Genomic DNA, 12,438 nt, shown 5'->3' with positions numbered 1-12,438 from the left:
AAGGGTGACCTACAAAGAGATTCTAAAACAATACTGGAACTATGATAACTTCCGCGGTATTCAAGAAGAAATCATAGAAAGTATCGGAAAAGGACATGATACATTGGGGCTGATGCCTACCGGTGGAGGTAAATCCATTACCTTCCAGGTACCGGCATTGGCACAACCGGGATTGTGTCTGGTCATTACTCCTCTCATTGCGCTCATGAAAGATCAGGTGCGCAATCTTCGAGACCGGGGAATTAAAGCACTGGCAGTTTACTCGGGCATGACGCGCGAAGAGATTGTTGTTGCACTAGAGAACTGCATATTCGGTGACTATAAATTTCTCTATATCTCTCCCGAACGACTGGACACTGATATATTCCGCGCCAAACTGCGGAATATGAAAATCAACATGATTACAGTCGACGAGTCTCATTGTATCTCTCAATGGGGATATGACTTCCGCCCTGCCTATTTAAAGATTTCCGAAATTCGGGAGTTGCTTCCTACTGTTCCGGTATTGGCACTTACCGCCACAGCTACCCCCGAAGTAGTAAAGGATATTCAGACTAAATTAGGTTTTAGAGAAGACAGCCGCATTTTCCGCATGAGCTTTGAGCGAAAGAATCTGGCTTACATTGTCCGCAACACAGAAAGCAAACAGGAAGAATTGCTGCATATTCTGAACAGCGTGTCAGGAAGCGCCATCGTATACACCCGAAACCGGAAGCGTACCCGGGAAGTAGCGGAATTACTGGTAAACAATGAAATTACAGCCACCTTTTATCATGCCGGACTGAACAATGACGTCAAAGACCAACGGCAGAAAAGTTGGTTATCGGGCGAAAGCCGTGTCATGGTTGCCACCAATGCATTCGGAATGGGTATTGACAAGCCGGATGTACGTCTCGTCATCCATGTTGATTTGCCGGATTCACCCGAGGCCTATTTCCAAGAAGCCGGACGTGCGGGGAGAGACGGACAAAAAGCTTATGCCGTCCTGCTCTATGCCAAGAGCGATAAAGCAACACTCAGCAAACGGATTACCGACACATTCCCCGACAAAGAATACATCCGCAAAGTATATGAAGATGTGAACTACTATTTCCAGATGGCGATGGGAGACGGTTTGGGATGTACCTTTGCCTTCAATCTGGATGAATTCTGCCGTAACTTCAAGCATTTCCCTGTACAAGCAGACAGTGCCTTAAAAATACTGACACGTGCCGGATATCTGGAATATACAGATGAACAAGACAATGCTTCCCGCATTCTGTTCACCATCCACAGAGACGAGTTGTACAAACTCCGCGAGACCGACCCCGAAACAGAGAAACTCATCAATGTCATCCTTCGCTCTTACACCGGCTTGTTTACCGACTATGCCTATATAAACGAAGACTCTCTGGCCATCCGCTCGGGACTGACCCGCCAACGCATTTATGAAATTCTCCTGATGCTGACCCGCCGCCATATACTGCACTATATTCCGCGCAAGAAGACACCTTACATTATATATACCCGTGAACGGCAGGAGGCCGGCCGACTTGCCATCACCCGTGACATCTATGAAGAGCGCAAGGAAAGCTATATCACCCGAATCAAGGCCATGACAGAGTATGCCACTGCCGAAGACAAATGCCGCAGCCGTATGCTGCTCCGCTATTTTGGCGAGAAAAACGAGCATAACTGCGGTTTATGTGACGTATGTCTCAGCAAACATCATTCGGGTATGAAACTGGGGGAATTTCAAGAGATGGAAAATCAAATCCGCGAACAGCTCGAAACTTCTCCCCTCTCTGCCGCCACTCTGTTAAACCGCATAAACGGAGAACGCGAAAAAGCAGAAAGAGTGCTTTCATACCTCCTATCCGAAGAAATAATACAATCAAATGATGGAATTCTTTCTTTATAAGTATTATCTTTGCCACTGATTTATTAACCTTTTACCCCAAATAAGACATGAGAAAAGCGTATTTAGCAATTATTTGTCTGTTTACAGGATTCAATGCATTTGCACAACATACAGACATCCAGCCTGTTCCTCAACAGATTTCCGAATCCGGACAGCTAATCACTTTACCCGGAAGCTATCAATTCACGGGAGACACGGAAGCCAACCCCTATGCAGTACAACAATTAAAACAATTATTGGCAGGCAATCATTCTGCCAAAGAAGGTCTACGTATCTATATCGGGGAAAAGGGAGACAAAGCCATCCGCAAGTTTGCCCGCCGCATTCCCAATCAAAAGGAAGGCTACTATCTTTGTATCAACGATAAAGAAATCGTATTGGCAGGAAATGACGAACGAGGAACATTCTATGCCTTGCAGACTCTCAGCCGCCTGTTGAAAGACAACCAACTTCCGGCTGTCGAAATAAAAGACTACCCCTCCATCCGCTTCCGCGGTGTAGTGGAAGGATTCTATGGCACTCCGTGGAGCCATGCCGCTCGTCTGCGCCAACTCAAATTCTATGGCGAAAACAAGATGAACACGTATATCTACGGACCTAAAGACGACCCTTACCACAGTTCTCCCAACTGGCGTCTGCCCTATCCCGAAAAAGAAGCCGAACAATTGCAAGAACTGGTAAAGGTGGCTAAAGAAAATGAAGTCGATTTCGTATGGGCCATTCATCCGGGACAAGACATCAAGTGGAATCAGGAAGACCGTGACAACTTGCTGGCAAAGTTTGAAAAGATGTATGACTTGGGCGTGCGCTCTTTCGCTGTTTTCTTTGACGATATTTCGGGTGAAGGAACCAACCCTGTCAAACAGGCAGAGCTGTTGAACTACATCGACGAAAACTTTGTAAAAGTGAAAAAGGACGTGACTCCCCTTGTCATGTGTCCCACAGAGTATAACAAAAGCTGGTCCGACCCTAAAGGCGGATATCTCACCACACTGGGCGACAAGCTGAATCCGAGTATCCAAATCATGTGGACAGGCGACCGCGTTATCTCCGACATCACCCAAGAAGGCATCCAATGGATTAACGAACGTATCAAACGTCCGGCCTATATCTGGTGGAACTTCCCTGTTTCCGACTATGTACGCGACCACCTGCTGCTCGGTCCCGTATACGGCAATGACACCCGGATAGCTGACCAAATGTCCGGCTTCGTGACCAATCCGATGGAACATGCCGAAGCATCGAAGATTGCCATATACGGAGTGGCATCCTACTCATGGAACCCCGAAAAGTATGACAGTGAAAAGACTTGGAAAGATGCCATCAAAAACATTATGCCTGCATCTGCCGAAGAACTGGAATTCTTTGCGGCACATAATTCCGATTTGGGAGCTAACGGACACCGATATCGTCGTGACGAATCCGTTGCCTTGCAACCCGTTGCCCAAAGTTTTACCGACAGTTATATAAAAGGCGAGAAATACAATGAAAACGATTATGCCGCCCTGCAGGAAACTTTCGGCAGAATGGCAGAATCCGGTGATATCTTGCTGACTGACGCCGAAAACACTCCATTGGTAAAAGAAATGAAACCATGGCTGACACAATTCAAGCTGCTGGGCGAAACAGGAGAAGAAGTCCTGGCCATGGCAAAAGCATACGAAAACGGCAACCAGGAACTGTTTATGCGCAAATACAAGCATGTAAAAGCGTTACAGCAACAGATGTTCCAAATAGACCAGACTTACAATCAGAATCCATACCAGCCGGGCGTAAAAACTGCCACAAAAGTGATTAAGCCATTGATTGACCAAACTTTTGCCACAGTCACAGAACGCTATAACAAGAAATATAATACCCTACTGGATGCAACTACCGATTATATGCCGCATAAGCTTATCAGTGATGTGGAACAAATCAGAAACCTGCCATTACAGTTAAAAACCAACCGCATCCAAGTGTCTCCGGCACTGGAAGTAATCAAATGGCAAGGCAAAGGTTTTATCACCATCGAACTGGACAACGTTTATCCGGCACAAAGCATTGACATTGACTTCGGCAAACCCGAAGTGGCAACCTGGGGAGTACTTGAAGTTTCGACCGACGGCAAAGAATGGAAGAAAATAGATTACAAGCAGGAAAAGAATCGCCTGACAGCAGATCTGCAGAAAGCTCCCGTCAAAGCTGTGAGATTCAGCAACAGCCAAGACAAAGAACAAGAAATCTATCTCAGACGATTCGTTATTACTGTAGACAAATAAAACGATTATAAATTATGGGCTTTTTTAAATCTTTATTCGGTGGGAGCAATACCCCTGAAACAGAAAAAGAGAAAAACGATAAAAAGAACTTTGAGATTTTAAAATATGATGGTATCCGCGCCCGGCACATGGGCAAATTGCCATACGCCATCAAATGTTTTGAGGAAGCAGTTGCCATCAATGACGAAATGGAAACGCTCACCTTGCTTGCCAATGCATACATCCAGGCCAACCGCCTGGATGATGCACGCATCACCTTCAACCGCATGGCAGAAAAAGAGCCGGAACAGGTCAACACTTTTCTGTCATTAGCAAGTATCTGCTTCATGCAGGAAGACTATGAAGGCATGAACGATGCCTGCCAAAAAGCACTTGCTTTAGACGACAAGAATCCGCTGACCTATTATCTCACTGCCAAGGCAGCGGTGGGAATGAAAGAAGAAATCAATGCCATTGCCATGCTGACCAAAGCAATTGTCTTAAAAGAAGATTATACGGAGGCATACCAATTACGTGCTGAAGTATTATGGGGCATGAAGCAAGCAAAAGATGCCGCAGAGGACATTCAGAAATTACTGAACCTCAACCCCGAAGACGAACAAGCTCTGCTGTTGAAAGGAGAAATCCTTGCAGCAACCGGTGAAGAGGAACAGGCAGAGGAATGTTTCAATCAAGTATTGTCGCTCAATCCTTTTAATGAAAAGGCATATCTGCTGTTGGGAGAGCTTTTCCTTACAAAGAAAGACTTCGACAAGGCCATCGGAGTATATGATGAAGCCATCGAAATCAATCCCAACTTTGCACAAGCCTATCACGAACGAGGTCGCATCAAACTGTTGAAAGGTGACAAAGACGGCTCTGTGGAAGATATGAAAAAGGCTATGGAACTGGCTCCCGAAACAGAAGGAAACATCAGCGGGCAATATAACAATTACGAGAACATGACAAAGAACGTTCCCTTCTGATGAAATGAACATTATGCTCTGTTTTATTGTTTATCCACCAGGAGATATACAATAAAACATGAGCGTAAAAGAACAATACCGGAAATACTCCCTTATCACCATCATACTAGGATTAGGGCTTTTGCTCTTCTTGAAAATGACTCCTTTTATGGGAGGAATATTAGGAGCATGTACTATCTACATCATGGTCAGAGACCAGATGCTCTATCTTACCCAAAAGAAAAAAATAAGGAAAAGCATCACTGCCATTATCCTGTTGATAGAAGCCATACTCTGCTTTCTTGTTCCTCTCTCATTGGCTGTATGGCTGCTCATCAGCAAGTTACAGACCGTCAATGTAGACACCGCCACTTTTGTCGACACAATTACCAACCTTGCCGACTGGATTCGCCGGAAGACAGAATATGACTTACTAAGCAAAGAAAACATAAGCTCGATAGCATCCATACTCCCCGGCATCGGCCAATTTCTGATGGGCGGCATCAGCAGTTTTGCCGTCAATCTGTTTGTTTTGGTTTTTGTACTCTACTTCATGCTGATTGGAGGAACAAAAATGGAACAATATATTTATGAGCTTCTCCCCTTCAGTGACAACAACAAGAAACATGTAATGAACGAAATCAATATGATTGTCCGGGCAAATGCGATAGGTATCCCATTATTGGCAATCATTCAAGGAGCAATCGCTACGTTGGGATATTACCTGTTTGATGCTCCCAGTGCATTGCTCTTCGGTTTCCTTACCTGCTTTGCCACCGTCATTCCTATTGTGGGAACAACCCTTGTATGGTTTCCCTTAGCTGCTTACATGGCTATATCGGGTGATTGGCCTCATGCCATCGGCTTGCTTCTTTACTGTGGGTTAATAGTAACCAATATCGATAACCTCATCCGCTTTATTCTCCAAAAAAAGATGGCAGACACCCATCCTCTCATCACGATATTCGGAGTTGTCATCGGACTGTCTCTATTCGGTTTCATGGGAGTGATATTCGGTCCGCTACTGATTTCCATCTTCATTCTATGCGTCAATATCTTTAAAGAGCAATACCTGAAATAAACAACTATCCTGCTTCTCGCAGAAAAGGGAAGACCAAGCAACTCTTTACTGTCGGCTAAGCTCTTTCAAACGGAAGATTATTACAGTCCGCTGCAGCAGACCGTACAGTCTATTACGGCAGACCGTACAGTCTACTACGGCAGACTATACAGTCCATTACAACGGACTGTATGGTCCATTGCCGAAGTCTGTAATAATCTGCCCTATCAAAAGACTTAATCAAAAGGATGAAAAGGCTTAATCCGGCTAATATCGGGGCCAAGCATCGGAATAAATACAGACAGGAAGCAAAACATACCCCCGGATTTCTTTTTATTTTTGTAAAACTCAAGGCTATAAGCAAAATAATAGCTATTTTTGCGCATTCAATTGAACAAAACATTTAACTCATGAGTAATCAACGATACATGCAGCGCGGCGTGTCAGCATCCAAAGAAGATGTACACAACGCCATTAAGAACATTGACAAAGGTATTTTCCCCCAAGCTTTCTGTAAGATAATCCCTGATATTCTGGGCGGAGACCCCGAATATTGCAACATCATGCACGCCGACGGTGCAGGCACAAAATCGTCCTTGGCCTACCTTTATTGGAAAGAGACAGGCGACCTGAGTGTGTGGAAAGGCATTGCGCAAGATGCACTGATTATGAACATTGACGACCTGCTTTGTGTGGGTGCTGTCGACAACATTTTGGTTTCATCCACCATCGGACGCAACAAACTGCTCGTTCCCGGAGAAGTCATTTCTGCCATCATCAACGGAACGGACGAACTGCTTGCCGAACTTCGTGATATGGGAGTAGGCGTTTATGCCACCGGCGGCGAGACTGCCGATGTAGGCGACTTGGTCCGTACCATTATCGTAGACTCTACCGTGACTTGCCGCATGAAGCGCGCCGATGTCATCAACAACGCCAATATCCGTCCGGGTGACGTCATTGTCGGTCTGGCTTCTTACGGACAAGCCACTTACGAAAAAGAATATAACGGCGGTATGGGAAGCAACGGACTGACCAGCGCCCGCCACGATGTGTTCTCTAAATATCTGGCAGAGAAATATCCCGAAAGTTATGATAAGGCCGTGCCCGAAGAATTAGTTTACAGCGGAAACCTGAAACTGACAGACAAAGTGGAGGACAGTCCGCTGGATGCAGGCAAGTTGGTTTTATCACCCACTCGCACATACGCTCCGGTAGTGAAGAAGCTGTTGGATGCACTTCGTCCCGAAATTCACGGTATGGTTCATTGCTCAGGCGGTGCACAGACCAAGATTCTGCACTTTGTAGACAAAGTACGTGTAGTGAAAGACAACCTGTTCCCTGTTCCCCCGCTGTTCAAGACCATCAAGGAACAAAGCGGCACCGATTGGGAAGAAATGTACAAGGTATTCAATATGGGCCACCGTCTGGAAGTTTACCTGTCACCGGAGCATGCCGAAGAAGTAATCGCTATCAGCAAGTCGTTCAATATCGACGCACAAATTGTGGGACGCGTAGAAGAAAGCGACAAGAAAGAATTGATTATCCGCTCCGAGTTTGGGGAGTTTAAATACTAAATCCGGCAAAGAGAAGGCCATGGACGAAAACAAAGAAACAAGAAAAGGAATACCACCCAAAGGTTGCCTGCTGATGCTAGCATGTATCTTTCTGGGAGCAGCCTGTATAGGTCTGAGCGTATGGTTGGACAGTCTTTTTCTAAAAAACGTTACTTATATGGCTATAGGAGCTACGGCAGGCATCATTGCAGACGTGTACTTCCAATCCAAGAAATGGGTAAAAAAATACACAACATGGCAATGGATAGGATATGTCATTCTCCTACTCGCTATGGCCGTCATATTTACCTGGATTGAAACCAAGAACAAATAAACATATATGGCAGACAATAATACCCTACTTGAAAAATTAGAAGGGCTGGTAGCCCGGTTTGAGGAAGTTTCCACCCTCATCACCGACCCGAATGTGATTGCAGACCAAAAGCGTTATGTCAAGCTCACCAAGGAATACAAGGATATGAGCGACATTATGAAGGCCCGCAAAGAATATATACAATGTCTGAACGGACTGGAAGAGGCAAAGCAGATAATGACAACCGAATCCGACCCCGAAATGAAAGAAATGGCACGCGAAGAGGCTAATGCCTGCGAAGTGCGTATTCCCGAACTAGAAGAGGAAATCAAACTGCTGCTTGTTCCCGCCGACCCGCAGGACGACCGTAATGCCATCCTCGAAATACGTGGCGGCACGGGAGGCGATGAAGCAGCCATCTTTGCCGGCGACCTGTTTCGCATGTACAGTAAATACTGCGAAACGAAAGGTTGGAAACTGGAAGTCTCCAGTGCCAACGAAGGTGCTGCCGGAGGATTCAAGGAAATTATCTGTTATGTGACCGGCGACAAAGTGTACGGCACGCTGAAATACGAATCGGGAGTTCACCGTGTGCAGCGCGTTCCGGCTACCGAAACACAAGGGCGTGTGCATACCTCGGCGGCATCTGTTGCCGTATTGCCGGAAGCCGAACCATTTGATGTGGAAATCAACGAAGGCGAAATCAAATGGGATACTTTCCGAAGCGGTGGAGCCGGCGGACAGAACGTCAACAAGGTAGAATCGGGAGTGCGTCTGCGTTACAACTGGAAAAACCCGAATACGGGAGTAGTGGAGGAAATCCTCATCGAATGTACCGAAACCCGCGACCAGCCAAAGAACAAAGAACGCGCCCTTTCGCGCCTGCGTACCTTTATATATGACAAGGAACATCAAAAGTATATCGATGATATTGCCAGCAAGCGTAAAACTATGGTATCCACCGGAGACCGTTCGGCCAAAATCCGTACTTACAACTACCCGCAGGGACGTATCACCGACCACCGTATCAATTACACCATCTACAATCTGGCTGCTTTTATGGACGGTGATATTCAAGATTGCATCGACCATCTGATAGTGGCCGAAAATGCAGAGCGATTGAAGGAGAGTGAATTATAATAATATTAAGCTAAATAGTATAACTATGGACAAGCAACAATTATTTGAGAACATCAAAAAAAAGAAATCATTCCTCTGTGTAGGACTGGATACTGACATAAAGAAAATCCCCGAACACCTGTTGAAGGAAGAAGACCCTATCTTTGCTTTCAACAAGGCTATTATCGATGCTACAGCTCCTTACTGTATTGCATACAAGCCCAACCTGGCTTTCTATGAAAGCATGGGCGTGAAAGGATGGATTGCTTTTGAAAAAACAGTGAACTACATCAAGGAAAACTATCCTGACCAATTCATCATTGCCGATGCCAAACGTGGCGATATTGGTAATACCTCGGCTATGTATGCCCGTACTTTCTTCGAAGAGTTGAACATCGATTCTGTCACTGTTGCTCCTTATATGGGCGAAGACAGCGTAACTCCGTTCCTCACTTACGAAGGCAAATGGGTTATTCTGCTTGCTTTGACCAGCAATAAAGGTTCGCATGACTTCCAACTGACAGAAGATGCCAACGGAGAACGCCTGTTTGAAAAAGTGTTGCGCACCTCACAGAATTGGGCAAACGATGAAAACATGATGTATGTGGTAGGTGCCACCCAAGGACGTGCATTCGAAGATATCCGTAAGATTGTTCCCAACCACTTCCTGCTGGTACCGGGTATCGGTGCACAAGGCGGTTCATTGGAAGAAGTGTGCAAATATGGCATGAACAACACTTGCGGACTGATTGTCAACTCCAGCCGCGCCATTATCTATGCCGATAAAACTGAAAACTTCGCAAACGTAGCCGGACAAGAAGCCAAGAAAGTTCAGGCACAAATGGAAGAACAGTTGAAAGCAATCCTTTAATGAGTGAAAGAAAAATCATAAACGACCCCGTCTTCGGGTTTATCAATATCCCGAAGGGGTTGTTATATAATATTGTATGCCACCCGTTGCTGCAACGCCTTACACGCATAAAGCAACTGGGGTTATCTTCTGCTGTGTATCCGGGAGCGCAACACACCCGGTTTCAGCACTCGCTGGGAGCCTTCTATTTGATGAGTGAAGCCATCAGCCATCTTACAGCCAAAGGTAATTTCATTTTTGACAGCGAAGCGGAAGCTGTTCAGGCGGCTATTTTGCTTCACGATATCGGACACGGACCTTTTTCGCATGTTCTGGAGAACACACTGGTCACAGGAGTTTCGCATGAAGAAATTTCACTGATGCTGATGGAGCGTATCAACAAAGACTTAAAAGGACAGCTCAATCTTGCTATCCAAATCTTCAAAGACGAGTACCCCAAGAAGTTTCTTCATCAATTGGTAAGCGGACAACTGGATATGGACCGGTTGGACTATCTGCGCCGCGACAGTTTTTATACCGGAGTAACGGAAGGCAATATCGGTTCGGCGCGTATCATCAAGATGCTGGACGTAAAAGACGATCATCTGGTAGTCGAATCAAAAGGAATCTACTCCATAGAGAACTTTCTGACATCACGCCGCTTGATGTATTGGCAAGTCTACCTGCATAAAACATCCGTAGCCAGCGAAAAGATGCTCATCAGTACGCTGCTCCGTGCCAAAGAATTAGCCTCAAAAGGAGTCGAATTGTTTGCTTCCCCGGCTTTGAAGTTCTTCCTGTACCATTCCATTAGTAAAGAAGAATTTTATAATGATTCTAATTGTCTAGAATATTTTATTCAATTAGACGACAACGATATATGGACTGCACTGAAAGTATGGAGCAGCCACAGTGATATTATACTCTCTACTTTGAGTCGCGGACTCATCAACCGTCATCTCTTTAAAGTAGAAGTCACCTCTTCCCCCATCTCGAAAGAGAGAAAGGAAGAATTGCTTTCAAGGATATGTAATCAGTTATATATCAACAGGAAAGAAGCGAATTATTTTCTATCGATATCCAGTATAGAAAATGACATGTACAAAAAGGAAGACGACAGCATTGAAATCATCTACAACGACGGAAGCACCAAGGACATTGCCGAAGCTTCGGATATGCTGAATATCTCCCTACTCTCTCGAAAAGTCAAGAAATATTATGTATGTTACCTGCGCCCTGAAGAAGGCGGACATTAAATAATTAGCGAATTGTACGGATATATAAAAAAAAAATGCGTAATTTGCATAATTAATAGTGTGGTTACACAGATATGTAACGCGCGAGTAATAAAACAGAAACATTTAGAACATAAAGAATTAAAACAGTATTATGGAGTTCTCAGCTAAACAAATTGCGGAATACATCCAGGGAATTATTGTTGGTGACGAAAACGCAACTGTGCATACTTTTGCTAAAATAGAAGAAGGAATGCCGGGTGCACTTTCATTTCTTTCAAATCCGAAGTATACTCATTACATTTATGATACGCAGTCTACCATTGTGTTGGTTAACAAAGACTTTGTCCCCGAACAGGAAGTTAAAGCGACCCTTATCAAAGTGGACAATGCATACGAAAGTTTGGCAAAGCTGCTGACACTTTATGAAATGAGCAAACCTAAAAAAACCGGCATTGACCCGCTGGCATATATTGCCCCTACCGCCAAAATAGGAAAAGATGTATATATCGCCCCATTCGCTTGTGTAGCCGATGGTGCTGAGATTGGTGATAATACTTCACTCCACCCGCATGCAACCGTAGGCAGCCATGCGAAAGTTGGCAATAACTGTACATTATATCCGCATGCAACTGTATACCATGACTGCCGTATCGGTAATAACTGTATATTGCACGCCGGTTGTGTGATTGGTGCTGACGGCTTCGGCTTTGCCCCTTCATCCGAAGGATATGAAAAGATTCCTCAAATCGGCATAGCAATCATAGAAGATGATGTGGAAATCGGCGCCAATACATGTGTAGACCGTGCAACAATGGGAGCAACAGTGATACACAAAGGCGTAAAGCTTGATAACCTTATCCAAATAGCCCATAATGTAGAAGTAGGAAGCCACACCGTAATGGCTTCGCAAGTGGGAATCGCCGGCTCTACCAAAGTGGGCGAATGGTGTATGTTCGGCGGACAAGTAGGTCTGGCCGGTCATATCAAAGTGGGAGACAAAGTAGGAATCGGTGCACAGGCAGGTGTTCCCGGCAATATCAAATCCAATGAAAAGATAATGGGTACCCCGGCCATCAATGCCAAGAACTTCATGAAGTCATCGGCCGTCTACAAGAAGCTTCCCGAAATGTATGCAGCACTGAACAGCATGCAGAAAGAAATAGAAGAATTAAAAAAACAACTAAATAAATAAACCCC

The 12,438-nt window shown here is 45.1% G+C and carries 10 protein-coding genes; all 10 read left to right on the top strand.

Annotated elements, in window-relative coordinates:
- Positions 1–4: 4 nt before the first annotated feature.
- The 10 genes from HMPREF1534_RS17540 to lpxD all read left to right on the top strand — a co-directional run bounded on the left by HMPREF1534_RS17540 (position 5) and on the right by lpxD (position 12,433).
- A complete protein-coding gene (locus HMPREF1534_RS17540) occupies positions 5–1,900 on the top strand; it encodes a RecQ family ATP-dependent DNA helicase (protein ID WP_005936017.1) in 1,896 nt (631 codons plus the stop codon).
- A gap of 47 nt (positions 1,901–1,947) precedes the next feature.
- Complete coding sequence (locus tag HMPREF1534_RS17545) at positions 1,948–4,161, top strand: beta-N-acetylglucosaminidase (RefSeq protein WP_005936014.1); 2,214 nt, start codon at positions 1,948–1,950, stop codon at positions 4,159–4,161.
- Positions 4,162–4,175: 14 nt separating this feature from the next.
- A complete protein-coding gene (locus HMPREF1534_RS17550) occupies positions 4,176–5,126 on the top strand; it encodes a tetratricopeptide repeat protein (RefSeq protein WP_005936012.1) in 951 nt (316 codons plus the stop codon).
- A 58-nt stretch (positions 5,127–5,184) separates the two neighbouring features.
- Positions 5,185–6,186 (top strand): AI-2E family transporter, encoded by a 1,002-nt coding sequence (locus tag HMPREF1534_RS17555; RefSeq protein WP_005936010.1) that lies wholly within the window; start codon positions 5,185–5,187, stop codon positions 6,184–6,186.
- Between the two features lie 389 nt (positions 6,187–6,575).
- On the top strand, positions 6,576–7,742 hold the full coding sequence (locus HMPREF1534_RS17560; RefSeq protein WP_018452611.1) for an AIR synthase-related protein: 1,167 nt from the start codon (positions 6,576–6,578) through the stop codon (positions 7,740–7,742).
- 19 nt (positions 7,743–7,761) lie between these two features.
- Positions 7,762–8,055, top strand: coding sequence for a hypothetical protein (locus tag HMPREF1534_RS0118760; RefSeq protein ID WP_117573557.1), 294 nt, complete (start codon positions 7,762–7,764; stop codon positions 8,053–8,055).
- Between the two features lie 6 nt (positions 8,056–8,061).
- Positions 8,062–9,174 (top strand): peptide chain release factor 1, encoded by a 1,113-nt coding sequence (gene prfA, locus HMPREF1534_RS17565; RefSeq protein WP_005936001.1) that lies wholly within the window; start codon positions 8,062–8,064, stop codon positions 9,172–9,174.
- Between the two features lie 25 nt (positions 9,175–9,199).
- Positions 9,200–10,024 carry an orotidine-5'-phosphate decarboxylase gene (gene pyrF / locus HMPREF1534_RS17570; protein ID WP_005935998.1) on the top strand — a complete coding sequence of 275 codons (825 nt, stop codon included), beginning with the start codon at positions 9,200–9,202 and terminating at the stop codon, positions 10,022–10,024.
- Positions 10,024–11,259 (top strand): HD domain-containing protein, encoded by a 1,236-nt coding sequence (locus HMPREF1534_RS17575; RefSeq protein WP_005935995.1) that lies wholly within the window; start codon positions 10,024–10,026, stop codon positions 11,257–11,259. The genes pyrF and HMPREF1534_RS17575 overlap by 1 nt, the downstream gene beginning before the upstream one ends.
- A 133-nt stretch (positions 11,260–11,392) precedes the next feature.
- The gene (gene lpxD / locus HMPREF1534_RS17580) at positions 11,393–12,433 is read left to right on the top strand and encodes a UDP-3-O-(3-hydroxymyristoyl)glucosamine N-acyltransferase (RefSeq protein ID WP_005935992.1); all 1,041 of its coding nucleotides are present in this window, start codon (positions 11,393–11,395) and stop codon (positions 12,431–12,433) included.
- The last annotated feature ends 5 nt before the right edge of the window (positions 12,434–12,438 follow it).

The sequence above is a fragment of the Phocaeicola massiliensis B84634 = Timone 84634 = DSM 17679 = JCM 13223 genome, assembly GCF_000382445.1.
Taxonomy (GTDB): Bacteria; Bacteroidota; Bacteroidia; order Bacteroidales; family Bacteroidaceae; genus Phocaeicola; species Phocaeicola massiliensis.
The sequence above is the reverse complement of the archived record's forward strand: the minus strand, read 5'-3'. Positions and strand labels throughout refer to the sequence as shown.

Bases quoted from the DNA above. Each gene is read 5' to 3' on its own strand.
- HMPREF1534_RS17545 (WP_005936014.1), top strand. From the start codon at position 1,948: ATGAGAAAAGCGTATTTAGCAATTATTTGTCTGTTTACAGGATTCAAT.
- HMPREF1534_RS17550 (WP_005936012.1), top strand. From the start codon at position 4,176: ATGGGCTTTTTTAAATCTTTATTCGGTGGGAGCAATACCCCTGAAACA.
- HMPREF1534_RS17555 (WP_005936010.1), top strand. From the start codon at position 5,185: ATGAGCGTAAAAGAACAATACCGGAAATACTCCCTTATCACCATCATA.
- HMPREF1534_RS17560 (WP_018452611.1), top strand. From the start codon at position 6,576: ATGAGTAATCAACGATACATGCAGCGCGGCGTGTCAGCATCCAAAGAA.
- HMPREF1534_RS0118760 (WP_117573557.1), top strand. From the start codon at position 7,762: ATGGACGAAAACAAAGAAACAAGAAAAGGAATACCACCCAAAGGTTGC.
- prfA (WP_005936001.1), top strand. From the start codon at position 8,062: ATGGCAGACAATAATACCCTACTTGAAAAATTAGAAGGGCTGGTAGCC.
- pyrF (WP_005935998.1), top strand. From the start codon at position 9,200: ATGGACAAGCAACAATTATTTGAGAACATCAAAAAAAAGAAATCATTC.
- HMPREF1534_RS17575 (WP_005935995.1), top strand. From the start codon at position 10,024: ATGAGTGAAAGAAAAATCATAAACGACCCCGTCTTCGGGTTTATCAAT.
- lpxD (WP_005935992.1), top strand. From the start codon at position 11,393: ATGGAGTTCTCAGCTAAACAAATTGCGGAATACATCCAGGGAATTATT.